Raw genomic sequence first — 24886 nt, forward strand, 5'->3', positions numbered from 1 at the left:
TCCCCCCCCCCCCCCCCCCCCCCCCCCCCCCCCCCCCCCCCCCCCCCCACAAACCCCCCCCCCCCCCCCCCCCCCCCCCCCCCTCCCCCTCCCCGGCCGGGGACCGCATGGTCATGGCGGTTCCGCGGTACCCGGCGTCGCGCGAGGAGTGGGGGCCGCCGACACCGGGGGCGCCGCGCCGACCGGGAGGGAACCCGTCATCAAAAAGATCATACTTTTAAACTTGAACGTATGACGGCATCGATGTTGCTTGAACCGAGGACTTCTTGAAGTGATGCGGCGTGCCACGCGCCTCGTACGGCGTCGCCCCGGCAACGTGACCGCCAGGGAATCACCGACCGCCGCGCACGGTTGTCGTGTCCGCGAGAAAGAAGATGAGCACTGTGAGTGAAACAGCCGTGAGGGTCTTCTCCGGTGAGCGCCGGGCGTCCGCCGGGGTGAAGGACCCGGCGGACGAGGACACCCTGGACAACGAGGGCGTCGTGAAGTCCGAGGACGCCTGGCAGACGCTGCTCGACGCGGTGACGAAGTCGCTCGACAGCAAGGGAGCTGACGCGGAATGACCGACGAGACGACCGAACCGACGACGGACGCCCCAGAGGAACAAGAAGAACAGGAGGAGACCCTCGTGGCCCTCCCCGCGCCCCCGGCCGACTGGGCCAACCCGCTGCGCGACCCGCGGGACCGGCGGCTGCCCCGGGTGGCGGGCCCCTCCGGTCTGGTCATCTTCGGGGTGACCGGCGACCTGTCCCGCAGGAAGCTGATGCCGGCCGTGTACGACCTCGCCAACCGGGGCCTGCTGCCGCCGGGCTTCTCGCTGCTCGGGTTCGCCCGCCGGGACTGGGAGGACCAGGACTTCGCCCAGGTCGTGCACGACGCCGTCAAGGAGCACGCGCGCACCCCGTTCCGCGAGGAGGTCTGGCAGCAGCTCGCCGAGGGCATGCGGTTCATCCCGGGCGACTTCGACGACGACCACGCGTTCGACCAGCTGCGCAAGGCCGTGGACGAGCTGGACGCCCATCGGGGCACCAGCGGCAACTACGCCTTCTACCTCTCCGTACCGCCGAGGTTCTTCCCGAAGGTCGTCCAGCAGCTGAGGAAGCACGGGCTGACCGACGCCCCCGAGGGGTCCTGGCGGCGCGCGGTGATCGAGAAGCCGTTCGGACACGACCTGAAGTCGGCACAGGAACTGAACGCGATCGTGCACGAGGTGTTCGACCCGGAGCAGGTCTTCCGGATCGACCACTACCTCGGCAAGGAGACCGTCCAGAACATCCTGGCGCTGCGCTTCGCCAACCAGATGTTCGAACCGATCTGGAACCGGTCCTTCGTGGACCATGTGCAGATCACCATGGCGGAGGACATCGGCATCGGCGGGCGCGCGGGCTACTACGACGGCATCGGCGCCGCCCGTGACGTCATCCAGAATCACCTCCTCCAGCTCATGGCGCTCACCGCGATGGAGGAGCCGGCCTCCTTCGACGCGGCCTCGCTGCTGACCGAGAAGCTGAAGGTGTTCCGGGCCGTGAAGGTCCCGGACGACCTGGGCCGGCACACGGTGCGCGGACAGTACGCGGGCGCCTGGCAGGGCGGCGCGAAGGTGCGCGGCTATCTGGAGGAGGAGGGCATCGACCCCTCCTCGAAGACCGACACCTACGCCGCGATCAAGCTCGGCGTGGACAACCGCCGCTGGGCGGGCGTCCCCTTCTACCTGCGCACCGGCAAGCGGCTCGGCCGCCGGGTCACCGAGATCGCGGTGGTCTTCCAGCGGGCTCCGCACTCCCCCTTCGACTCCACCGCCACCGAGGAACTGGGGCAGAACGCGGTCGTCATCCGGGTCCAGCCGGACGAGGGCATGACGGTCCGGTTCGGCTCCAAGGTGCCGGGGACCTCGATGGAGCTGCGGGACGTGACCATGGACTTCGCGTACGGCGAGTCGTTCACCGAGTCCAGCCCGGAGGCGTACGAGCGGCTCATCCTGGACGTCCTGCTGGGGGACGCCAACCTGTTCCCCCGTCACCAGGAAGTGGAAGAGTCCTGGAGGATCCTCGACCCGATCGAGGAGTACTGGGCGTCGCACGGCCGGCCGGCGCGGTACACCTCGGGCAGCTGGGGACCCGCGGAAGCCGACGAGATGCTCGCACGAGACGGACGGAGCTGGCGCAGGCCATGAAGATCGACCTGACCGACACCACGGCAAGCAAGGTCAACAAGGCGCTGGTGCAGGGCCGCCGCGCCATCGGCACACCGGCCGTGGGCATGGTCCTGACGATGGTGATCGTCACGGACGAGGAGAACGCCTACGACGCGATCAAGGCGGCCGAGGAGGCCTCGCACGAGCACCCCTCGCGCACCCTGGTCGTGATCAAGCGGCACACCCGCAACCCGCGCGAGCGCACCCACTCCCGGCTGGACGCCGAGGTCCGGGTCGGCTCGGAGGCCGGCACCGGCGAGACGGTGGTGCTGCGGACGTACGGCGAGGTGTCCGACCACGCCGACTCGGTGGTGCTGCCGCTGCTGCTGCCGGACGCCCCGGTGGTGGTGTGGTGGCCGGCGGACGCGCCCGAGAACCCGGCGAAGGATCCGTTGGGCGCGCTGGGCCAGCGCAGGATCACCGACCTGTACACGGCCGAGAACCCCATGGAGGTGCTTCAGGCCCGGCGGCGCACCTACACGCCCGGCGACACCGACCTCGCCTGGACCAGGCTGACGCTGTGGCGCTCCATGCTGGCGGCGGCGCTGGACCAGGCGCGGGCGACGGTGACCTCGGCGACCGTGGAGGCCGAGGCCGACAACCCGGCCGCCGAGCTGCTGGCGCGCTGGCTGGAGGCGCGGCTGCGGGTGGCCGTCGACCGGGTGGTGACCGCGGGGCCCGTCGTCACGGCGGTCCGCCTCGGCACCGCGGACGGCGAGGTCGTCATCGACCGCCCCGAGGGCCCGCTGGCCACGCTGACCCTGCCGGACCAGCCCCCGCGCCGGCTGGCGCTGAAGGTCCGTCCCACCTCCGAACTCATCGCCGAGGAGCTCAGGCGCCTCGACGCGGACGAGATGTACGCCGTCGCCCTGCGCGGCGAGGCCACCGAGGAGATCCCCGCCCATGTCTGACGTCCCCGAGCCGACCCGGCGCCCCGAGTGGGCCGCCCTGGTCAACCACCGTGCGGACGTGCTGCCGCAGCCGGACCTGCGCGAGCTGTTCGACGCCGACCCCTCCCGCGCGCAGCGGTACGTCGTGCACGTGGGCGATCTGCGCATCGACTACTCCAAGCACCTGGTCAACGACGAGACGCTCGCCCTGCTGCGCGAGCTGGCCGAGGCCACCGACGTGTTCGGGCTGCGCGACGCCATGTTCCGCGGTGAGCGGATCAACGTCACCGAGGACCGGGCCGTGCTGCACACCGCCCTGCGCGCCCCGCGGGACGCGGTGATCGAGGTCGACGGGGAGAACGTCGTCCCGGCCGTGCACGCCGTCCTCGACAGGATGGCCGACTTCGCCGGCCGCGTCCGCTCCGGCGAGTGGACCGGTCACACCGGCAAGCACATCCGCAACGTCGTCAACATCGGCATCGGCGGCTCCGACCTGGGCCCCGCGATGGCGTACGAGGCGCTGCGCGCCTTCACCGACCGCTCGCTGACCTTCCGGTTCGTGTCCAACGTGGACGGCGCCGACCTGCACGAGGCGACCCGCGACCTCGACCCGGCGGAGACGCTGTTCATCGTCGCCTCCAAGACCTTCACCACCATCGAGACGATCACCAACGCCACCTCCGCGCGCACCTGGCTGCTCAAGGGTCTGGGAGGTGACGAGAAGGCGGTCGCCCGGCACTTCGTCGCGCTGTCGACCAACGCCGAGAAGGTCACGGACTTCGGCATCGACACGGCGAACATGTTCGAGTTCTGGGACTGGGTCGGCGGACGCTACTCCTACGACTCGGCGATCGGCCTGTCGCTGATGATCGCCATCGGCCCGGACCGCTTCCGGGAGATGCTCGACGGGTTCCGGATCGTCGACGAGCACTTCGTCAACGCCCCCGCCGAGGCCAACGCCCCGCTGCTGCTGGGCCTGCTGGGCGTCTGGTACAACAACTTCCTCGACGCGCAGTCGCACGCCGTGCTGCCGTACTCGCACTACCTGTCGAAGTTCACCGCCTACCTCCAGCAGCTCGACATGGAGTCCAACGGCAAGTCGGTGGACCGCCGGGGCCGTCCCGTCGTCTGGCAGACGGGACCGGTGGTGTGGGGCACGCCCGGCACCAACGGGCAGCACGCCTACTACCAGTTGATCCACCAGGGTACGAAGCTCATCCCGGCCGACCTGATCGGATTCGCCCGCCCGGTCGCCGAGCTGAGCGACGAACTCAAGGCGCAGCACGACCTGCTGATGGCCAACCTGTTCGCGCAGGGCCAGGCCCTCGCCTTCGGCAAGACCGCCGAGGAGGTGCGGGCGGAGGGCGTGCCCGAGGAGCAGGTGCCGCACCGCACCTTCCGGGGCAACCACCCCACCACCACCATCCTGGCCACCGAGCTGACCCCCTCGGTGCTCGGCCAGCTCATCGCGCTGTACGAGCACAAGGTGTTCGTCCAGGGCGCCGTCTGGGACATCGACTCCTTCGACCAGTGGGGCGTCGAACTCGGCAAGGTCCTCGCCAAGCGCGTCGAGCCCGCCCTCACCGAAGGCGCGGACGTCCCCGGCCTCGACCCGTCCACGGCCGCCCTGGTGGCCGCCTACCGCGAACGCAGGAAGTGAACTGACATGCAGATCGGTCTTGTTGGGCTCGGCAAGATGGGCGGCAACATGCGCGAGCGCCTCCGCAACGCCGGCCACACCGTCATCGGGTACGACACCAACCCCGAACTCTCCGACGTCGACCACCTGTCCGACCTCGTCGACCGGCTCGAAAGGCCGCGCGCGGTGTGGGTGATGGTGCCGGCCGGCACCGTCACCCAGCAAGTCGTCGACCAGCTCGGGAGCCTGCTCAGGCCCGGTGACACGGTCGTCGACGGCGGCAACTCCCGCTGGACGGACGACGAGAAGCACGCCAAGGAGCTGGGCGCCCGGGGCATCGGCTTCGTCGACGCGGGCGTCTCGGGCGGCGTGTGGGGCCTGAAGAACGGGTACGCCCTGATGGTCGGCGGCGACGAGGAGCACGTGGAGCGGCTGAAGCCGATCTTCGACGCGCTCAAGCCGGAGGGTCCGTACGGTTACGTCCACGCGGGCAAGGTGGGCGCCGGGCACTTCGCGAAGATGGTCCACAACGGCATCGAGTACGCCATGATGCAGGCCTACGCCGAGGGCTGGGAGCTGCTTGAGAAGGTCGACTCGGTGGACAACGTCCGGGAGGTGTTCCGCTCCTGGCAGGAGGGCACCGTCATCCGTTCCTGGCTGCTCGACCTCGCGGTGAACGCCCTCGACGAGGACCAGCACCTGGAGCGGCTGCGCGGGTACGCCGAGGACTCGGGCGAGGGCCGCTGGACCGTGGAGGCGGCCATCGACAACGCGGTGCCGCTGCCGGCGATCACCGCGTCGCTGTTCTCGCGGTTCGCCTCCCGTCAGGAGGACTCGCCGCAGATGAAGATGGTCGCGGCGCTGCGCAAGCAGTTCGGCGGCCACGCCGTCGAGTCGGCGGAGAAGGCGTAACGACCGTGGGGGATCTGCTGCTGGCGCGGCACGGCGAGACGGAGTGGAGCAGGGCGGGCCGGCACACCGGCCGGACCGATCTCCCGCTCACCCCGGCCGGTGAGGCCCAGGCCAAGTCCCTCGCTCCGCTGCTGGCGGGGCGGACCTTCGGGCTGGTCCTCACCAGCCCGCTGGTCCGCGCCCGGCACACCGCCGAACTGGCGGGCCTGACCGGGGCGGTGGAGGAGCCGGACCTGCGGGAGTGGGACTACGGCGGCTACGAGGGGATCACCACCGCGGACATCCACCGCACCCGGCCCGGCTGGGACCTGTGGACCGACGGGGTGCCGCCCGGCCGGGAGTTCCCCGGCGAGTCCCCGGAGCAGGTCGGCGAGCGCGCGGACCGGGTGCTGTCCCGGGTGGCCGGGGCGCTGGAGGAGGGGGACGTGATGCTGGTGGCGCACGGCCACCTGCTCCGCGTCCTGACGGCCCGCCGCCTGGGCCTGCCGCCGTCCGCCGGCCGGCTGTTCCGCCTGGAGACGGGCACCCTGAGCCGCCTGTCGCTGGAACACGGCGGCCCGGTGATCGCGGAGTGGAACACGCGGCCGTGACCCGTGGGCCGGGCCCTCCGGCAGGGTGACGGCCCTGGCGTTCAGCCTCCCGCGTGTGTCTGCGCCGCGTGCTGGGCGGCCAGGCGGACCGGGGCGTTGCGGGCGCCGTAGCCCCGGGGGGCGCCGTCGCGCTGGAGGAGTTCGAAGAAGACGCGGCCGACGGTGAGGGTGTAGCAGTGGCGCAGGGTGCCGTGCTCGTCGGCGTCGTAGAGGATTCCGAGGTCCCGGTAGGTCTTCAGCTCGCCGTCGGCGAACTCGTGACGGGCGGCGAGGTCGTCGTAGTAGTTCGCCGGGACCGGCAGCAGCCGGCCGCCCGCGGCGCGGAAGCGGCGGGCCGCGGCGACCACGTCGTCGGTGGCGAGCGCGATGTGCTGGGCGTGCGCGGTGTCGTCCGTGGGCGCGGCACCGACACCGAGGGCGATGCGGACACCGCCGTCGGCGTTGCCGACCGCGCGGCTGCGCTGCAGGCCGTAGGGGTCGGCGAGGTCCACGCTCTCGTCGGCGCGCAGCCCGAGCACGCCGCGGTGGAAGAGGGTCGCCTCGTCGAAGTGGTGCCAGGGCTGGGCGAAGCCGGTGACGTCCGTGTTGTGGCCGACGGCGCGCCCGCCCTCGAAGACGACGGTGTTGACCGCGCCGAGCGCCTCGGCCCGCGGATCGAGGGCGTCCGGGTGCTCGACGACGAGCCGCTTGCACGGGCGGCTACGCGCTCACCCTGCTCCTCGGGATCATCGCGTTCGGCGTGGTCCACAGCGCCGCGAACGGTGTGTGGCCGTCCTTCTACGGCGAGATGTTCCCGACCAGGGTCCGGCTGTCGGGCGTGGCGATCGGCACGCAGATCGGCTTCGCGGTGGCCGGGTTCGCGGTCACGTTCGCCGCGCGGATCGCGGGTCCGGACGGCGACGACTGGACGGCGGTGGCCCTCTTCACGGCCGCGCTGTGCGTGCCCCCGGTCATCGCGGCGGTCACGGCCCGCGAGACCCATCGCGTCCCCACCGAACGGCTCGGTGAACGTGCCGTCGAGGAGGGCGCGGAGCGGCCGGAGAAGGTGACGGCCTGATCCTCGCCGAGGGCGTCCCCGACCGGTCAGGAATCGAGAAGCGCAGGTGGGCACGGGCCGCCTAGCCTAGCCTTGCCGCGATGGGGACGCCGGCGGGGACCGCGCACGCGGTCCCCGCCCGACGGATGGAGAACGATGAGCATGGCCACGAGGACAGAGCAGCAGCCGGCCGGGCCGCACACCGCCGACAGCCACGATCTGATCCGCGTGCACGGGGCGCGTGAGAACAACCTCAAGGACGTCAGCATCGAGATACCCAAGCGCCGGCTGACGGTGTTCACCGGTGTCTCCGGCTCGGGCAAGAGCTCCCTGGTGTTCGACACGATCGCCGCCGAGTCGCAGCGGCTGATCAACGAGACCTACAGCGCCTTCCTGCAGGGCTTCATGCCGAACCTGGCCCGCCCCGAGGTCGACGTGCTCGACGGCCTGACCACCGCCATCACCGTCGACCAGCAGCGGATGGGCTCCGACCCCCGCTCCACCGTCGGCACCGCCACCGACGCCAACGCGATGCTGCGCATCCTCTTCAGCCGGCTCGGCACGCCGCACATCGGCCCGCCCGCCGCGTACTCCTTCAACGTCGCCTCGGTCTCGGCGACCGGTGGCTTCACCGTCGACCGCGGTTCCGACAGGACGAAGACGGAGAAGGTCAGCTTCAGCCGCACCGGCGGCATGTGCACGCACTGCGAGGGCCGGGGCACCGTCTCCGACATCGACCTCACGCAGCTGTTCGACGACTCCAAGTCGCTCTCCGAGGACCCCTTCACCATCCCCGGTTACACCGGCGACGGCTGGGTGGTGCGGGTCATCACCGAGTCGGGCTTCTTCGACAAGGACAAGCCGATCCGCGAGTACGGCAAGAAGGAGCGGCACGACTTCCTGTACCGCGAGCCGACCAAGGTGAAGATCAACGGGGCCAACCTCACCTACGAGGGACTGATCCCGAAGCTCCAGAAGTCGTTCCTGTCCAAGGACCGCGAGTCGATGCAGCCGCACATCCGGGCCTTCGTGGATCGGGCGGTCACGTTCACCGAGTGCTCCGAGTGCGACGGCACCCGGCTCAGCGCACTGGCCCGCTCCTCGAGGATCGGCGAGGTCAACATCGCCGACGCCTGCGCCATGGAGATCCGTGACCTGGCCGAATGGGTCCGCGGGCTGACGGAACCGTCGGTGACGCCGCTGCTCACCAAGCTCCAGCACACCCTCGACTCGTTCGTGGAGATCGGCCTCGGCTACCTCTCCCTCGACCGGGCCTCGGGCACGCTCTCCGGCGGCGAGGCGCAGCGCACCAAGATGATCCGCCACCTCGGCTCCTCGCTCACCGACGTCACCTACGTCTTCGACGAGCCGTCCATCGGCCTGCACCCGCACGACATCCAGCGGATGAACAACCTGCTGCTGCGGCTGCGGGACAAGGGCAACACGGTGCTGGTGGTGGAGCACAAGCCGGAGACGATCGCCATCGCCGACCACGTCGTGGACCTCGGCCCCGGCGCCGGCACGGCGGGCGGCACCGTCTGCTTCGAGGGCAGCGTCGACGCCCTGCGCGCGAGCGACACGGTCACCGGCCGCCATCTCGACGACCGGGCCAGGCTGAAGGAGACGGTCCGCGAGGCCACCGGCGCGCTGGAGATCCGCGGCGCGAACGCCAACAACCTCCAGGACGTCGACGTCGACATCCCGCTCGGCGTGCTCTGCGTCGTCACCGGCGTCGCCGGCTCCGGCAAGAGCTCCCTCGTCCACGGCTGCGTACCGGCCGCCGAGGGCGTGGTCTCGGTGGACCAGACCCCGATCCGCGGCTCGCGCCGCAGCAACCCGGCCACGTACACAGGGCTGCTCGACCCGATCCGCAAGGCGTTCGCCAAGGCCAACGGCGTCAAGCCGGCGCTGTTCAGCGCCAACTCCGAGGGCGCCTGCCCCACCTGCAACGGCGCCGGCGTCATCTACACCGACCTGGCGATCATGCAGAGCGTGGCCACGACCTGCGAGGACTGCGGGGGCAAGCGGTTCGACGCGTCGGTCCTCGAGTACCGATTCGGCGGCCGGGACATCAGCGAGGTGCTCGCGATGTCGGTGACCGAGGCCGAGGAGTTCTTCCGCGAGGGCGAGTCACGGATCCCGGCCGCGCACCGGATCGTCGAGCGGATGGCGGACGTCGGCCTCGGCTACCTCACCCTCGGCCAGCCGCTCACCACGCTGTCCGGCGGTGAGCGGCAGCGGCTGAAGCTGGCCGTCCACATGGCCGACAAGGGCGGTGTGTACGTCCTCGACGAGCCGACCACCGGTCTGCACCTCGCCGACGTGGAGCAGCTGCTCGGCCTGCTCGACCGGCTCGTGGACTCCGGGAAGTCGGTCATCGTCATCGAGCACCACCAGGCGGTCATGGCGCACGCCGACTGGATCGTCGACCTCGGCCCCGGGGCCGGACACGACGGCGGCCGGGTCGTCTTCGAGGGCACCCCCGCCGACCTGGTCGCCGCCCGCGCCGGCCTCACGGGCGAGCACCTCGCGGAGTACGTCGGCGCCTGAGGCGCTCGCTGTACGCGCCGGGGGGTTCACTCCCCGGCGCGACGCGGGATGCCGTACGCCCGTTCCACGCGCAGCCGCAGCACCAGGCGCCGGTCGCGGACCATCGCGGCGCGGTAGTCGTCCCAGTCGGAGTGCTCGCCGCTGACGTCGCGGTACAGCCGGATCAGTTCCTCCACCGTCTCGTCGTAGAGGTTCCCGGCGACGGGTGACAGGTCGGCGGTGCCCTCGGCGACCGTGTAGGCCCACCGGTCGTCGCTGGTGACGTGGTAGGAGGCACGGGGGTCGCGCCGCATGTTGCGGGTCTTGGCCCGGTCGTCGGTGAGCGAGACGCGGATGACCCGCTCGTCGGGGTAGTAAGCGTGCATGACGTTCGACAGCTGGGGCCGTCCGTCACGTTTCAGGGTGACGAGCACTCCCCCGTGCCGCTCGGAGAGCAGGGCGAGCAGTGCGTTCTGTTCGGCGTCCTGGGTCATGACTCGTTCAACGGTCCGCACCGGGCCGGTGTTCCTCCGAGGGGAGCGAGGAGAACGATGACAGTGCTGCGGCAAGAGACCGATCCCGCCGAGGCCGGACTGGACAGGGGGGCGCTGGAGCGCCTGGACCGGCATTTCGCCCGCCGGGTCGACGAGGGGAAGCTGCCCGGTTTCCTGGTGGCCGTCGCCCGGGGCGGGCGCGTCGTGCACCTCACGGCGTACGGGGCGCGGGACGTCGCGGCGGGCCTGCCCGTGGAGAGCGACACCTTGTGGCGGATCTACTCCATGACCAAGCCGGTGACGGCCGTCGCCGCGCTGATGCTGATGGAGGAGGGCCGCCTGTCGCTGGACGACCCGGTCGGCCGCCATCTGCCGGCGTTCGCACGGCCGCGCGTGTACGAGAGCGGATCAGGTGACGGGGTGCGGACCCGCCCTCCCGCCGGCCCCCTCCTCGTGCGGCATCTGATGACGCACACCGCCGGCCTGACGTTCGCCTTCTACCACTCCCACCCCGTCGACGCGCTGTACCGCGCGGCCGGGCTGGAGTCGTCGGTGGCGCCGGGCGCGGATCTCGCGGGGACGACGGAGGTGTACGCGCGTCTGCCGCTGCAGTTCGATCCGGGTACGCAGTGGAACTACTCGGTCGCCTCGAACGTGCTGGGGCGGATCATCGAGGTGGTGTCGGGCCGCCCGCTCGACGTGTTCCTCGCCGAGCGGATCTTCCGGCCGCTCGGTATGACGGACGCCGGTTTCGAGGTCACCGACGAGCAGGCGAAGCGGCTCGCGGAGATGTACGGGGAGTCCGACGACGGCGGCATCGAGCCGATCGCCGGACTGCCGCTGCGGGGCCGGCCCCGGTTCCTGTCCGGCAGCGGCGGCATGGTGGCCTCCGCCCACGACTTCCACCGTTTCATGGAACTGCTGCGCCGACGCGGCGAACTCGACGGTACGCGCCTGCTCTCCCCGGCGACCGTGGACCTGATGACCCGCAACCACCTCCCCGGCGGCGCCGACCTGCGCGCCTTCGGCAGCCGCCCCGCACACGACGTCCCCGGCAACGAGGGCGTCGGCTTCGGCCTCGGCGTCTCCGTCGTCATCGACCCGTCCCGTACGCAGGCCCCGTCCGCTCCCGGCAGCTACGGCTGGAGCGGCGTGGCCACGACCACGTTCTGGGTCGACCCGGGCCGCGACCTGACCGTGCAGTTCTACACGCAGGTGCGGCCCGGGTCCTCCCACACCGTCTTCCGGGACCTCAAACGGCTGGTGCACGAGGCGGTGACGCGCTGACCGCGGGGCGCGGTCAGGACAGGTGCGCCACGGCGTCCAGATGGGGCAGGTGGTGGTCGAGCCGCTCCCGTTTGGTGCGCAGATAGGTGATGTTGTTCTCGCACGGCGGTATCAGCAGCGGCACCTGCTCGGCGACCTGGACGCCGTGCCGGACCAACGCCTCGCGCTTGCGCGGGTTGTTGGACATCAGCCGCACCGAGCGCACGCCCAGGTCCTGGAGGATCCCGGCGGCGACACCGTAGTCGCGGGCGTCCACGGGGAACCCGAGCGCCAGGTTCGCCTCGACGGTGTCCAGGCCCTCCGCCTGCAGGGCCATCGCCCGCAGCTTGCCGAGGAGCCCGATGCCGCGGCCCTCGTGTCCCCTCAAGTAGACGACCACGCCCGCCCCTTCGGCGACGACCGCGCGCAGCGCCGACGCCAGCTGGTCGCCGCACTCGCAGTGCCGGGACCCGAAGGCGTCCCCGGTCAGGCACTCCGAGTGCAGCCGGACGAGGACCTCGTCCGTGCCGATGTCGCCGTACACCAGGGCGACCTGCTCGTCACCGCGGTCGTGGTCCAGATAGCCGACCGCCTGGAACGTGCCGTACACGGTGGGCAGCGGCGCGTTCACGACATGTTCCACGCCGGTCCGCCGCTGGGGCTTCTTGCCGAGTACGCCTACTTTTTCTGTCATGATTCCCGAGTTCCTAAGCAGAGACGAAAGGCCGTGACGATATGGATGGTTCACAAAAGCGGTCGGCGGCATACGGCCCGGTGCACGGTCTGTTGCCGGCGGATACTACTGAGGATGTACGGACGCGGGGAGCCGGCGTCTCACGGCAGATCGCGGTACTTCCGGTCGGGAGTTTCGAGCAGCACGGCCCGTTCCTGCCGTTGGCGACCGACACGCTGGTCGCCTGTGCGATCGCGCGGGAGATCGCCGACGCCTTTCCGGTGCACCTCCTCCCTCCGGTGACGATCTCCTGCTCCCACGAGCACGCGGCCTGGCCGGGGACCGTCTCCCTCTCCTCCGTCACGCTCCACGCGGTGATACGGGACATCGCCGACTCGCTCCGCAGGTCGGGCGTGGACACCCTGGTGCTGGTCAACGGGCACGGCGGAAACTACGTACTGGGCAACGTCGTCCAGGAATCCTCCGCCCGCGGTGAGCGAATGGCGCTGTTCCCGGCCCCGGAGGACTGGGAGACGGCACGGGTACGAGCCGGCGTCGCCACGTCCCTCCTCACCGACATGCACGCGGGCGAAATCGAGACCTCCATTCTTCTCCACACACATCCCGAATCGCTCCGCCCCGGTCATGAGACCTCCGACCACACAGCGGACGACCGCCGCCACCTCCTCACTCTGGGCATGACCGCCTACACCGATTCGGGCGTCATCGGCCGCCCTTCTCTGGGCTCGGCGGAAAAGGGCAAGGAAATCCTGGCAAGCCTGGCGGATTCGTTCGCGGCATACTTCTCACTACTGACGTCATCCTCCAGCCCGTCCGGCGTTTGAGGACGAGGCCGAAGGCCGATCGGGGGTCCGGGGGCAGCGCCCCCGGGGATGGGACGGGAAGGGGCGGCGGGGGCGAAACCACCAAGCCCACCATCCCGCACCCCCGCGTACCACCGACCGACCAGCACCACCACACCCGGCAGGCTGGCCACAAGACTGAGCACCCCGTAGACGACCGCGACGGTCAGCCCCCGCCCCGCCCCGAGCCCCGCCGCCCCGAACGCCCAAGCGGTGACCCCCTCCCGAGGCCCCCACCCGCCCACGTTCAACGGCAGCCCCATCGCCAGCAACGCCAGTACGGCAAGCGGCAACAGCTCAACCACGGACGCGTCCGCCCCCGCGACGTCCGCAGCGAGAACGAACATCCCCACATACCCGGCCAGTACGACGACTGACGACACGAGGACACCGGGCGCGTTACGACGCGAGAACAACCCCTCACGCGCCTCAGCCAGCACCCCGCGGCCGACCCCCCGCCCCGGCGCCCGATTCATCCGCACCGCCAGCCCCACCGCGCAGGCCCCCAGCACACCAAGCCCCACCACCGGCGCGGCCTGCCGCACTTCACCGAGCACCGGCGACGGCATGCTCACCAGCACCACCGCCGCCACGGCGAACAGCGCGAGCTGCCCGGCGGTCCGCTCCAGCACCACCGCCCGCACCCCCCGCCCCATGTCCCCGGCGCTCCGCCCGTGCCGCACGGCCCGGTGGACGTCACCCAACACGCCCCCGGGCAGCGCCGCGTTGAGGAACAGGGCACGGTAGTAATCGGCGACAGCGGCCCCCAGCGGCAGCCGGATCCCGATCCCCCGCGCCACCAGCGCCCACCGCCACGCACTGAACACGGTGGTCACCACCCCGATCCCGAGCCCCGCGAGCAGCGTCGGCCCGTCGATACGGCGCAGCCCGTCCACGAGGACACCGGTACCGAGCCGCCAGACCAGGACCACGAGGATGGCGAGACCGGCAAGCGTCCCGAGCCGGGTGCGCACCGTACGGGTGCCGATCCGGGCGAGGAGCGCACTCATGCGGCCCCGTCCACCGGCCGGCACAGAGCGAGCAGATCACTGTGCCGGACGGCGACCCGCAGCTCCCCCGCCGCACAGGCCTCCAGCCGCTCGGCCAGGTAACCGTCGGCACGCGCCGCCAGTTCCGGCCGCTCCTCCACCGCCGCACCGACCCACCCCCGCAGCCACTGCTCGGTCAACGCGGCCTCTCCGGGACCCAGCCGCCAGGGGCTCGGGTCGATCCGTACCGTCGCGCCGTGCTCGGCGAACGCCTCGGCGGCCACCGTGACCGCGTCCGGTCCGAGCAGTCCGCCCCGCCGCTGGTGGGCGTTGAACGCCTCCGTGATCTCGCGGTCCAGCGGATGCGGCTCGGTCAGCTCCACCCGTCCGGCCACCGACAGCGTCAGCAGGGCCGGGCAGCCGGCTCCGGCGCAGGCGGCGGCGAGGGCGCCGACCTCCTCGCGGGTGAGGACGTCGAGCAGCGCGGACGCCGTCACCAGGGAGGCACCGGCCAGCGCGTCCGAGGTGAGCCGGGCGACGTCACCGCGCCGGGTCTCGACGGTGACGTGGCTGCCGTCGGCGGCGGAGCGCGGGGAGGCGACGGCGGCGAAGTGCAGCAGGTAGGGGTCCCGGTCGTGCAGGACCCAGTGCTGGGCGCCGTCGAGACGGGGGGCGAGCCAGCGGCCCATCGAGCCGGTGCCGCAGCCGATGTCGTGGATGACGAGACCGTCCGCCCGGCGCGGCGGGTTGGCGAGCCGGATGCGCAGCGGATCCAGCAGGTCGTACGACCGGGCGGTGGCGTCGGCGGGTTCCCGCAGCCGCAGCCACTCGGGCGCGTAGCGGACCGGTTCGTCGTCGCCGGTGTCCCGCAGCCGCAGGGTGGCCCGCTCCCCGGGGCGGGGCGCGGGGCCGGCACCGGGAATGACCTCCCGGCTGCCGGGCGGGACCGGGACCGTCCCGCCGTGCTGGGTGGTGGTCGCCGATTCGGTCATGCGGCCCTCCGGGGTTCGGTGGGAAGCCGGCGCAGTACCGCCGCCAGGCTCTGTGCGGTGCTCGCCCAGCCGCCGAGTGCGGCCCGCCTGCTGCGGGCGGCGGCCTTGAGCCGGCGCCTCACGTCCGCCTCGCCGAACCAGCCGCGCAGTTCGGCGGCGATGGCGGCGGGGTCCTCCGGCGGGACGAGGATGCCGGGCACTCCCCCGTCGGGTGCGCGGCCGACCGCCTCGGGCAGCCCGCCGACGTCGGTCGCCAGCACCGGGATGCCGCGCGCCAGCGCCTCGGTGACCGCCATGCCGTACGTCTCCGCGTACGAGGTGAGCACCATGAGGTCGGCGGTGGCGTAGCTGGCGTCGAGTGCGGCGCCGGCCCGCGGGCCGGTCAGCTCCAGCCGGTCCTCGAGGCCGTGCTCGCGGATGAGTCCGCGCAGGTGGGTGACATACTCGGGATCGTGTCCGAGCCCTCCGACGAGCGCGCAGCTCCACGGCAGGTCGGCCACCGTCGCCAGTGCCTCCACGAGCCGGTGCTGTCCCTTGCGCGGGGTCACGGCGGCCACGCACAACAGCCGCGAGACGCCGTCGGTGCCGGGTGCGAGGGGCGCGATGTCGGCGCCGGGGGCGGCGACGTGGACGCGGTCGGGGGCCAGGCCGTGGTGGGAGACGAGACGGCGTACGGCCCAGTCGCTGGTGGCGATCACCGCGGGCACCGCCCGCAGGACCGCGCGCTCGCGGGCGTCCAGTTCGGCGGCGACGGCCGCGTCGAGCCCGGTCTCGTCGCCGAGCGGCAGATGCACGAGGACGGCCATGCGCAGCCGTCCCTCCTCCGCCTGGGGGACGACGACCTCGGGCACCCCGCAGGCGACCAGCCCGTCGAGCAGGACGACGGCGTCGTCCGGCAGTTCGCTCAGGGTGCGGGCGAGTTCCGCGCGGGCGGCGGCGTCCGGCCGGGGCCAGTCGCCGGCCACGGCGTGCCGGTGCACCTGCCAGCCGAACCCGGGCAGGTCCAGGCACACGCGCCGGTCGTAGGCGTTGCCGCCGCTCGGCGCGGCCGGGTCGTCGACACCGCCCGGCATCACGAAGTGGACGGAGCGCAGCGACATGGGGATGATCCCGCCGTTCCTCGGAAAGGCCGCCTGCGACGGAACGTAGTCCAGGCGGGCGGCCCGGGCCCGGTCGGCGGTCGTGCCGGTCACCTCGACGGTCGTGTCGGTCACAGGGCACGCTCGTAACTCGCCCAGGCGATGTGCGACTCGTGCAGGGTGACGGTGATGCCCGCGATGCCCTTGGCGCCCTCGCCCAGCGCGCCCTTGTGGATGCGTTCGGCGAGCCGGTCAGCGATGACCTTGGCCAGGTACTCCGTGGAGGTGTTGACCCCCGCGAAGTCGGGTTCGTTGTCGAGATTGCGGTAGTTCAGCTCGCCGACGACGGCCCCGAGTTCCTGTGTGGCCAGGCCGATGTCGACGACGATGTTGTCCTCGTCCAGCTGTTCGCGCCGGAACGTGGCGTCCACGAGGAACGTGGCTCCGTGCAGGCGCTGGGCCGGTCCGAAGACCTCGCCGCGGAAGCTGTGGGCGATCATGATGTGATCGCGGACGGTGATGCTGAACAACGGACGACCCTCCAGGTGCGGCGCGTCTGCTCCCCGGCCGATCTCCGACGGGGATGCCGTGTAGTACGGCTGACTGTCTTCCCCCGTTCAGCGTCCGCCACGTCTTTTCTCAGGTCAGGCGTGCCGGCCCCGCTACGGGGTGTCGTAGCGCACGCGGTGGCACAGGGCCGGTGTCTCCCCGGAGGCGAGGCGGGGCATGACGTCGGGCAGTTCCTCGAAGGCGGACTCGCCGGTGACGAGGGCGTCGAGGGCGGGGTCGGCGAGCAGGTCGAGGGCGAGGGCCAGCCGGTCGGCGTAGGTCCGGTTCGCGCGGGCCGGGGAGACGGTGCCGACCTGGCTGCCGCGGATGGCCAGTCGCCGGGAGTGGAAGGCCTCGCCCAGCGGGAGGCTCACCTTCCGGTCGCCGTACCAGCTCAGTTCGACGACGGTGCCCTCGGGGCGGAGCAGTTCGAGCGCCCGGCCGAGGCCCTGCTCGGTGGCGCTGGCGTGCACGACCAGGTCGCACTCGCCGAGCGCGTCACCGGGCAGCGCGAACCCGACGCCGAGCGCCGCCGCGGTCCTGGCGCGCGCCGGGTCGGCGTCGACGAGCTGTATCCGCACGCCGGGGAACCGTGCCAGCAGCGCGGCCACGGAACAGCCGACCATCCCGCCGCCGACGACGGCGATCCGGTCGCCGACCAGCGGCGCGGCGTCCCACAACGCGTTGACCGCGGTCTCCACGGTGCCGGCGAGCACGGCCCGCCCGGCGGGCACGCCGTCGGGCACGGGTGTGACGGCGCCCGCCGGGACGACGTACCGCGTCTGGTGCGGGTAGAGGCAGAACACGGTGCGTCCGACGAGCGCCTCCAGTCCCTCCTCCACCACGCCCACGTTGAGGTAGCCGTACTTCACGGGGGCCGGGAAGTCACCCTCCTGGAACGGTGCCCGCATGGCGGCGTGCTGGCTCTCCGGCACCCCACCGCGGAAGACGAGCGTCTCCGTGCCCCTGCTCACCCCGGAGTACAGCGAGCGCACCAGCACCTCGTCCGCGCCGGGCGCGGGCAGGCCGACCTCACGGATCACCCCTCGGCCAGGCGAGTCGAGCCAGAACGCACGTGCGGTGCGGTTCATCGAATTCCTCCTGAACGATCGGGAAGCTGCGCGCGTACCGAGTGGTGCACAGGCCGCGCACAAGGTAGCGGCGTTGATCGACTCTGTCACACGGCCGGAGGGTGTTCGGTGGCCCTGAACAACAGTTACGACGCGAGGCCCGTACAGCAGGAGACGGCCGTGGGGGCGGGCGTACAGATCCTGTTGCTGGTCCTGATCGGTACGGTGATCGGCATGGGCCCCGCGGGCTGGCTGACCGGCCTCGCGTTCGCGTTCGCCACCTGGGCGGTGCTCTCCCGGGCCCTGCACCGGTCCCGGCTGCGCTCCTTCGGCGCGGCCAACCGGGTCACGCTCGGCCGCGCCACCCTCGTCGGCGGGGTCACCGCGCTGGTCGCCGACTCGTTCCAGGACTCACCGCCCGTCTCGCTCTTCGTCGGCCTGACCGCCGTGGCCCTGATCCTGGACGGCGTGGACGGCAAGGTGGCCCGCAGGACCGGTACGTCGACCCCGCTGGGCGCCCGCTTCGACATGGAGGTGGACGCGTTCCTGATCCTGGTGCTGAGTGTGTACGTGTCGATGGCGATGGGTCCATGGGTGCTCCTCATCGGCGGTATGCGGTACGTCTTCGTGGCCGCCGCGCGTGTCTGGCCCTGGCTGACCGCCCCGCTCCCGCCGAGCACGGCCCGCAAGACGGTGGCCGCGCTCCAGGGCGTGCTGTTGCTGCTGGCCGGGGCGGCCCTGCTGCCGCACGTGGTCAATGTCGGTGTGGTGGTGCTGGCGCTGGGGCTGCTGGTGTGGTCGTTCGGCCGGGACGTGCTGTGGCTGCGGCGGACGTCCCGGGTGGAGACGGCTCCGGCCGCGCGAAAGGTGCGGGAGCTCGTCGCGGGCTGACGACCGCACGGGTCAGGTACGCCGCTCCGGCCGCCGGCGTACCACCAGGACCGCGATGTCGTCGGAACGCCCGGGGCCGCGGCCCACCGGGGTGACGACATGCTCGACGAGCTGCTCCAGATCGGGCGGGTGACCGCGGGAGGCCCGCGCGTTGCCGGCCCACCGGGTGAGGCGTTCCGCGAGTTCTCCGACCCCCTTGTCGTAGTCCTGGCCCGGTGTCTCGACCAGGCCGTCGGTGTAGAGCAGCAGGATGCCGCCCTCGGGGAGCACCGCCTCGGTGACGACGCACTCGCCGTCGGCGTACGGGAAGAGGCCGAGCGGCGGGCAGACGGGGCCGGTCAGGCTGGTGCAGCGCCCTTCGGGGCCGACCAGCATCGGATGCGTATGACCCGCCCGCACCATCCGCAGCGTGCCGTCCTCGGGCTGGATGTCGACGAGACAGCAGGTGGCGAAGAGCTCCGTCTCCATGTCGCACAGGCTCTGATTGGCCGCGCGCATCAGCGAGGCGAGTTCGTGCCCGTCGGCCGCGTGGGTCCGCATCGCCACGCGCAGCTGGCCCATCACCGCAGCGGCGCTGGCGCTGTGGCCCTGTACGTCGCCGATGGCCAGGGTGATCCGGTCGCCCGGCACGGGCAGGACGTCGTACCAGTCTCCGCCGACCTCCAGTTCGTCTGAGCCCGGCCAGTAGCGCACCAGGAAGTCCAGCCCCGGCAGCGGCGGCAGTTCGCCCGGCAGCATCAGACTCTGCAGCTCACGCAGGTGGGCGCGGCGTTCCTCGACGTCCCGGACCCTGAGCAGGGTCTCCGCGAGGATGCCGGCGAGTCCGGCGACAAGGACCCGTTCGTCGGGCGTGAACGTCCTGGGCCGGTCGAAGACGATCACGCTGACGCCGATGGGCTCGCCCTTGATCGACAAGGGCAGAACGATCCAGGCGTGCATCCCCGGGCCCGGGTCCGGCAGCACCCCGGAGAGACGCTCGTCGAATTCACGGCGTGAGCCGATGAAGATCGGATCACCCGAGCCCAGCGGCGCCAGGGAGGGCGCGTGCGGACCGATTCTGCCGAGCCCGCGCAGCTTCTCGCGGTACTCCTCGTCGAACCCCCGGTCGCCGACCAGCTGCATCACACCCGCGTCGGAGCGCAGGAAGAGGGCCATGCGGTCGGCGGACAGCGAGGGCATCGCGGTGTGGGACACGGCGGCGACGACGTCTTCCAGGGAGGACGCGGTGTTCAGGGCCCGGAAGACGTTGATCGTGAAGTTTCTGCGGGCCTGGAGCTGCTCGTCCCGGGTCTGCTCCTCCGTGACGTCCCGGACGATGCCGACCATGCCCTTCGGTTCCCCCTTCCAGTCGAAGACGACGCGGCTCTCGGCGTCGAGCCACCGCAGTGCTCCGTCGTCACGGCGGATGAACCGGTACCGCACCGCGTAACGGCCGGTCCGCGCGCTGTCCGCGACCGCCGCGTCCACGAGACCGCGGTCCTCGGGGACCAGGGCGTCGTAGAACGTCTCGATGCGGTGATCGAACTCGTCCGGCAGGATGCCGAAGATCTGGCACACACGCTCGTCCCAGAACACCTGGTGCGAGGCGAAGTCCCAGTCGAAGGAGCCGATGCCCGCATTGGACATCGCCATCTCGAGCATGGTGGAGCGGTCCCGGGCCAGGGGCGGCAGCGGCCGCCCGTCGACCCCGCGCTGCTCCGCCTTCACCGCACCGGCCGCGCCGCCCTGCCGGGTGACCAACTGGTCGAAACGATGGGCGCAGATCGACGCGACGGTCAGCAGGTGCCGGTTCCGGTCGATGTCGACGGGACCGGTGCCGTGCTCGTCGAACAGGAACGCACCGGCACAGCGTGAGCCGAGCATCAGCGGATACACGAGAACGGAGGCGTCCTCCTCCGGGACCGTCCCGTCGGCCCGCAGGGACGCGTCACGGACGGGTTCGTGCTCCCTGAACACCCGGGCGACGGGGTGATCGGCGCTGAACGACACGACACCGTGGCGGCGGGTCCACTCCTCGCCCAGACCCGACGAGGCCACCAGACGGAGCATGCCGTCACCCTGAGCGTGATGGAGGGCACCGACGGCGATACGGCCGGCCCCGGTGCCGACGGCACGCAGCGCCTCACGCAGGAGATCTTCCAGGTCCTCGGCGTGCAGCAGCCTCCGAATCGTCAGTTCGTCGAGGTCGCCGGCCTGGTTTCCATCGCCCCCGCGCCGTTCCGCAGGGACCTCGACCATACGGCCCCCATTCCTCGTCACGCGCACCGGAGCACCGGCGCACGCTCCCACGCCATCGTCTCCCGCCCGGACCGGGGCCGCACCAGGAAGTGGCACGGCTGGTGAGGGCTCGGGCAGCGCGGCCCTTCTCGCCTGCTGCTCGATGCCCGCCGCGTACCCGCGTCGCGACCGGCGACACATCCCGATGTACGGTCACGCGCCCCGCGGCAGCAGTGCGCGGCACGCCTCACGGCCCCCGTCCCTCGCACCTTGTCGCCCGGCCTCCTACTCGATGCCCGCCGCGTCGAGCAGCCGGACCAGGTCCTTGCGCCCGTAGCCGACCACGCGGGCCCGGTGGATCGCCGTCAGCATCAGGTGAGCGGCGATCACCCCCGCACAGCCGTCCCGGTCGGCTCCGTACCATTCGTCCGGCTTCTCGACACCCAGGCTGTTCATCACCAGCCCGTGCTCACGGCGGACCTCCGCGACGGTACCGGCGACCGCGTCCAGCAGCGTCTTGCCCGGCCGCTCGCACTCCAGGGCGAAACAACCCCGGTCGACCGGTGCGCACCCCTCCGGTGGGCGCGCCCTCAGCCCCGCGTACCGCTCGTCCCCGAACCCGGTGTGCTCGAACTCGTCGTGCATCAGGGCGAACCGGTGGAACCCCGACGGGGCAGGAGGCGGTGGCGGCGTGTACGCCCACCCCGCGTCCTCGTACAACTGCCGCTTCACCTCCTCCTCTTCGGCGTGGGTCACGGTGAAGCCGGTGGCCTCGTTCCGCCCGGTCGTGGTGCCGTCGGGGTTGCGGTGGAGATGCAGGCTCATGATGTCCTCCGGTCGTCCGTGTCGTGGGAGGACGGGAGATGTTCCCGTCACCGGATCGAACGGACCGCCCGCCCCGCACGTGCCCGTATCGCACAGCACCACCCGATCGTGTGACGCTGCCCGCCGAAGGCGACACCACCGGCCACGGCATCACCGCCCCGACGGACCGCCGTTGCGCCGGGGGCGGTTGTCAGGGGTGGGAGTTATCCTCGCAAGGCGCTTGCGACACATGTGTCTTACGACCACGGGGGGTGTCCGTGCACGGCCGTGACCAGAATTTCCCACAGGACTGTCCGGGCGGTCACCCGGGCATGTCGACCGAGGCGGGCATCGACGTCCAGCTCCAGCTGGAGTCCCTGATCCAGGACTTCCGGGCCGGCGATCCCCCGATGCCGGTGATCGTGCTGCACGCCGAGGACCCCGCCGCCGACGACCGGGTCACCGAACTCGTCGACGAGCTGAGCGAGGGGCAGCAGCGTCACGGTACGCGCCTGGCCGTCGCCCCGACCGAGCCGCAGCCGGGGGACCTCGATCCGACCGCCCGGGCCGCGCGGCTCCTGGTCGACCTCGGTGACTCCAGGAAGTGGGGCGACCGGTCCGCCTCCTACCGCCCTTACTCCTTCCCCCGTCTCAACCTGGTGCGCGCCCTCCAGGAGGCCACCGACGACCCGGAGATGCGCGAGCACTGGCCGACCGCCCCCGGCGGCACTCCGGACGGGAACGCCCAGCGGGAGCGGGCCCAGACACATCTGCTGCGCATCCTGGCCAAGCAGCGCTGGCGCCCCCGCAGACCCTCGCGCCGGCACCGGCAGATACTGCTCAACGACGTGCAGCAGTTCCTCCCCATGGGCGTCCTGGGCGCCTTCACCGCGCTGCTCACCCGCCCCGAGTGGTACATCGCCGTCCTGGCGGGCATCGGGCTGATGATCCTCCTCGCCGGCCTCAACCACGTCCCCGGGCGCGCTCCCCTCTTCCTGTGGCTGCGCAGGGAGAGCCGGTGGTTCCTGACCACGACGTTCCTCCAGTCCGCCGCCCGCCGCCAGTCGACCAGCGTGCGGCTGCTGCGGCCCGTCCGCTCCTGGCGGGCCATCGCGGCCCGCGCCTACGACGTGGCCGAGGCCATGCGCGAGGGCGGCCCGTTCCCCCTCCAGCTGTACGTGCTGGCACTCTTCGAGGACCTGCGGGACAACCACCGGCGCGGCAGCTGGGACCTGCGGGGATTCAAGCGGACGCGCCCGCCGGTGCTGTTCCTGCGCCGGGTGGGCCGGGAGAACGGCGGCATAGAGCTGATCAGGGCGGTCAGCGACGTCCGCAGCCGGCGCAGCGAGCTCGACCCGCTGCTGATCGTGGCGAGCGTGGCGGCGGGCGACGCGCCCCTGCTCGACCGGGGCGCGGACGCGAACCCTCCGCTCAACCGGCCGCAGCAGCCCCCGCCCCAGCCCTCACGTCTCCCCCAACGACTGCGGCACTGGTACGACGAGTGGGCCGGAAACCTCCGGGCCGATCAGTCCCCGAGCAGGACGAACGCCCTGCCCTGGGTGCTGAGGATCCCGCTGCCTCCGGGCGAGCTGGTGCAGCTGCGGCAGACGGACTGGCGGTGCGTCAGGGCCGGGCACCGGCCGTCCCTCGCCCGCCTGGTGTGGTCGGCGCACAGTCTGCTCCTCGTCCTCGCCCTGGTCGTCACCGCGGGCGTCGTCCACGCCCGCGAACTGCACCGGACGTACTGCTCGGCGGGTCTGCTGACCGCCGACCGGGACACCGAGCGGCGTCCCGCGCCCGGCGGCGGCACGGAGTGCGTCGGCATAGCCACCGGAGACGTCCGGTTCGGCGCGCACCTGAGCGGCGGGACCGCCGGGGAGGGAAAGCGGCTCCAGGAGCTGGAGAGACTGGTGCGCGCCGAGAACACCGAAGTCCTGCGCGACCACCCCGACGCCTACGTCACCGTGGTGTACGCGGGACCGCTGAGCTCCTCCTCGGTGGATCCGTCCCTGGTCAAGGGCGCCGAGGAGCTGACCGGCGTGTACCTCGCCCAGCGCGTGGTCAATGAGAACTACAAGGTGAAACTGCGGGTACTGCTCGCCAACGGCGGCTCGGACATGGGCCACCAGCGTGTCACGGCCGACGCGATCGCCGAGTACGCCGACCGCGACCCGACCGTCGTCGGCGTGGTCGGCTTCGGCCGCGACCTGCAGAGCAGCCCCGACGTCACGCGCCGGCTGCACGCGGTGGGGCTGCCCATCGTCTCCGGCACCAACTCGGCGACCTACCTGCCGAAGGAGTTCTCCAACTGGTTCAGCCTCGCGGCTCCCGACGAGCACCAGGCCGAGGCACTCGGTCTCATAGCCCGGCAGCTGCGCGCCGGGGGCCGGGCCCCGCACGCTCTGGTGCTGGCCCGCGACACCAAGGAGTCGCAGGACCGTTACACCAGCGAACAGGCCCTGTACGGCGGGGAGATGCTGGAGCGGGAGGGTTTCCGGATGCTGCCCGCGCGGCGCTACCGGGTGGCGAACGGCAAGCCCGAACTGCGGTCGCACGCGGAGGACATCTGCCGGGGCGAGGCCGTCCCCTCGGTGATCTACTTCGCCGGACGGGTCGAGGACGTCGGACCGCTGATGACGCAGCTCACCACCGAACCGGGCTGCGCGAACCGGCAGATCTCGATCCTCACGGGTGACGACCTGAGCAAGGCCAGGTTCTCCGGCACGGGCGGCCGCGACGGCGTGGCCCCGCGGATCACGCTGTACCACGCGGCCCTGGCCGAGCTGAAGGAGGCCGCGTCCAGGACCGCCTTCTACGAGGACGCCGCCAAGTACCTCCCCTGGCTGGAGGACGGGAACGCCACGTACGACGCCGCCGGCTTCACGAGCGGGCAGACGGCCCTCTCCCACGACGCCACCCGTGCCCTGTACTGGGCGGCCAGCCTCGGGGACGTACGCCAGAGCCGCTCGGCGACCTGGGTCAACCTCAGAAACGTCAGGCTCGACGGCCTGGCCACCGGAACGATCGACTTCACCGACGCGCCCCTGTACGAGGAACGCCACGGCCACAGCATCGTCCTCAACCGGGTCCGCAGAACGGCCGAGGGCGTCTCGAAGGCGGAGGTCCTGTGCAGCAGGACGGCCGGCAGCACCGAACCGCTCACTGTGCGGGAATGCTCGATCGAGTGAGCGGAGCACCGGTTGTTACGC

The 24886-nt window shown here is 71.8% G+C and carries 19 protein-coding genes and 3 pseudogenes; 12 read left to right on the forward strand and 10 right to left on the reverse strand.

Translation table 11 applies throughout. The features are described 5' to 3' along the window. The first annotated feature begins 383 nt into the window (after positions 1 to 383). Genes ACZ62B_RS15750 through ACZ62B_RS15775 form a run of 6 tightly spaced genes read left to right on the forward strand, consistent with a single transcriptional unit; the run spans position 384 to position 6225 of the window. Positions 384 to 563: a hypothetical protein gene (locus ACZ62B_RS15750; protein ID WP_344558931.1), complete on the forward strand. Its 180-nt coding sequence runs from the start codon at positions 384 to 386 to the stop codon at positions 561 to 563. Beyond that, positions 560 to 2173, forward strand: coding sequence for a glucose-6-phosphate dehydrogenase (gene zwf / locus ACZ62B_RS15755; protein ID WP_344558656.1), 1614 nt, complete (start codon positions 560 to 562; stop codon positions 2171 to 2173). The genes ACZ62B_RS15750 and zwf overlap by 4 nt, the downstream gene beginning before the upstream one ends. Beyond that, positions 2170 to 3105: a glucose-6-phosphate dehydrogenase assembly protein OpcA gene (gene opcA / locus ACZ62B_RS15760; protein ID WP_344558654.1), complete on the forward strand. Its 936-nt coding sequence runs from the start codon at positions 2170 to 2172 to the stop codon at positions 3103 to 3105. The genes zwf and opcA overlap by 4 nt, the downstream gene beginning before the upstream one ends. After that, positions 3098 to 4744 (forward strand): glucose-6-phosphate isomerase, encoded by a 1647-nt coding sequence (gene pgi, locus ACZ62B_RS15765; RefSeq protein WP_469690713.1) that lies wholly within the window; start codon positions 3098 to 3100, stop codon positions 4742 to 4744. The genes opcA and pgi overlap by 8 nt, the downstream gene beginning before the upstream one ends. 6 nt (positions 4745 to 4750) lie before the next feature. Beyond that, on the forward strand, positions 4751 to 5635 hold the full coding sequence (gene gnd, locus ACZ62B_RS15770; RefSeq protein ID WP_344558650.1) for a phosphogluconate dehydrogenase (NAD(+)-dependent, decarboxylating): 885 nt from the start codon (positions 4751 to 4753) through the stop codon (positions 5633 to 5635). Positions 5636 to 5640: 5 nt separating this feature from the next. Next, positions 5641 to 6225 (forward strand): histidine phosphatase family protein, encoded by a 585-nt coding sequence (locus ACZ62B_RS15775; protein ID WP_344558648.1) that lies wholly within the window; start codon positions 5641 to 5643, stop codon positions 6223 to 6225. 41 nt (positions 6226 to 6266) lie between these two features. Here the strand turns inward: ACZ62B_RS15775 and ACZ62B_RS15780 are convergent. Next, positions 6267 to 6791: pseudogene (locus ACZ62B_RS15780) on the reverse strand (VOC family protein); the annotation flags it as partial. A 116-nt stretch (positions 6792 to 6907) separates the two neighbouring features. On the opposite strand from ACZ62B_RS15780, the pseudogene ACZ62B_RS15785 reads away from it, so the two are divergent. Both ACZ62B_RS15785 and ACZ62B_RS15790 read left to right on the forward strand, forming a co-directional pair. Then, positions 6908 to 7282 (forward strand): annotated as a pseudogene (locus tag ACZ62B_RS15785) (MFS transporter); the annotation flags it as partial. A gap of 135 nt (positions 7283 to 7417) precedes the next feature. Next, the gene (locus tag ACZ62B_RS15790) at positions 7418 to 9811 is read left to right on the forward strand and encodes an excinuclease ABC subunit UvrA (RefSeq protein ID WP_344558646.1); all 2394 of its coding nucleotides are present in this window, start codon (positions 7418 to 7420) and stop codon (positions 9809 to 9811) included. 26 nt (positions 9812 to 9837) lie between these two features. Here the strand turns inward: ACZ62B_RS15790 and ACZ62B_RS15795 are convergent, their stop codons facing one another. After that, positions 9838 to 10284 carry a PPOX class F420-dependent oxidoreductase gene (locus tag ACZ62B_RS15795; protein ID WP_344558644.1) on the reverse strand — a complete coding sequence of 149 codons (447 nt, stop codon included), beginning with the start codon at positions 10282 to 10284 and terminating at the stop codon, positions 9838 to 9840. Between the two features lie 57 nt (positions 10285 to 10341). Between ACZ62B_RS15795 and ACZ62B_RS15800 the strand changes: the two genes are divergently transcribed. Continuing rightward, positions 10342 to 11571: a serine hydrolase domain-containing protein gene (locus ACZ62B_RS15800; protein ID WP_344558642.1), complete on the forward strand. Its 1230-nt coding sequence runs from the start codon at positions 10342 to 10344 to the stop codon at positions 11569 to 11571. Between the two features lie 13 nt (positions 11572 to 11584). Here ACZ62B_RS15800 and ribA read toward each other — a convergent pair whose 3' ends face one another. Next, positions 11585 to 12244, reverse strand: coding sequence for a GTP cyclohydrolase II (gene ribA, locus ACZ62B_RS15805; RefSeq protein ID WP_344558640.1), 660 nt, complete (start codon positions 12242 to 12244; stop codon positions 11585 to 11587). A 41-nt stretch (positions 12245 to 12285) separates the two neighbouring features. Between ribA and ACZ62B_RS15810 the strand changes: the two genes are divergently transcribed. Beyond that, positions 12286 to 13068: a creatininase family protein gene (locus ACZ62B_RS15810; RefSeq protein WP_469690718.1), complete on the forward strand. Its 783-nt coding sequence runs from the start codon at positions 12286 to 12288 to the stop codon at positions 13066 to 13068. 149 nt (positions 13069 to 13217) lie between these two features. On the opposite strand, the pseudogene ACZ62B_RS15815 reads toward ACZ62B_RS15810, so the two are convergent. The 5 genes and pseudogenes from ACZ62B_RS15815 to ACZ62B_RS15835 all read right to left on the reverse strand — a co-directional run. Beyond that, positions 13218 to 14096, reverse strand: a pseudogene (locus tag ACZ62B_RS15815) (lysylphosphatidylglycerol synthase transmembrane domain-containing protein); the annotation flags it as partial. After that, positions 14093 to 15067 (reverse strand): class I SAM-dependent methyltransferase, encoded by a 975-nt coding sequence (locus ACZ62B_RS15820; protein WP_344558636.1) that lies wholly within the window; start codon positions 15065 to 15067, stop codon positions 14093 to 14095. The pseudogene ACZ62B_RS15815 and the gene ACZ62B_RS15820, both read right to left, overlap by 4 nt. Further along, a complete protein-coding gene (locus ACZ62B_RS15825) occupies positions 15064 to 16281 on the reverse strand; it encodes a glycosyltransferase family 4 protein (protein WP_469690721.1) in 1218 nt (405 codons plus the stop codon). The genes ACZ62B_RS15820 and ACZ62B_RS15825 overlap by 4 nt, the downstream gene beginning before the upstream one ends. Next, positions 16278 to 16676, reverse strand: a complete 399-nt coding sequence (locus tag ACZ62B_RS15830) for a 6-pyruvoyl trahydropterin synthase family protein (protein ID WP_344558625.1) — start codon at positions 16674 to 16676, stop codon at positions 16278 to 16280. The genes ACZ62B_RS15825 and ACZ62B_RS15830 overlap by 4 nt, the downstream gene beginning before the upstream one ends. A 132-nt stretch (positions 16677 to 16808) precedes the next feature. Then, positions 16809 to 17786, reverse strand: a complete 978-nt coding sequence (locus ACZ62B_RS15835) for a zinc-dependent alcohol dehydrogenase (RefSeq protein WP_468877434.1) — start codon at positions 17784 to 17786, stop codon at positions 16809 to 16811. A gap of 108 nt (positions 17787 to 17894) precedes the next feature. Between ACZ62B_RS15835 and ACZ62B_RS15840 the strand changes: the two genes are divergently transcribed. Then, a complete protein-coding gene (locus ACZ62B_RS15840) occupies positions 17895 to 18656 on the forward strand; it encodes a CDP-alcohol phosphatidyltransferase family protein (protein ID WP_468890727.1) in 762 nt (253 codons plus the stop codon). Between the two features lie 12 nt (positions 18657 to 18668). Here the strand turns inward: ACZ62B_RS15840 and ACZ62B_RS15845 are convergent, their stop codons facing one another. Continuing rightward, positions 18669 to 20894 (reverse strand): SpoIIE family protein phosphatase, encoded by a 2226-nt coding sequence (locus ACZ62B_RS15845; protein ID WP_469690724.1) that lies wholly within the window; start codon positions 20892 to 20894, stop codon positions 18669 to 18671. Positions 20895 to 21158: 264 nt separating this feature from the next. Next, positions 21159 to 21698: a hypothetical protein gene (locus ACZ62B_RS15850; RefSeq protein ID WP_344558611.1), complete on the reverse strand. Its 540-nt coding sequence runs from the start codon at positions 21696 to 21698 to the stop codon at positions 21159 to 21161. A 311-nt stretch (positions 21699 to 22009) separates the two neighbouring features. Between ACZ62B_RS15850 and ACZ62B_RS15855 the strand changes: the two genes are divergently transcribed. After that, positions 22010 to 24865, forward strand: a complete 2856-nt coding sequence (locus ACZ62B_RS15855) for a type 1 periplasmic-binding domain-containing protein (RefSeq protein WP_344558609.1) — start codon at positions 22010 to 22012, stop codon at positions 24863 to 24865. Positions 24866 to 24886: the final 21 nt, after the last annotated feature.

The organism is Streptomyces sp. NPDC053426 (genome assembly GCF_055585405.1).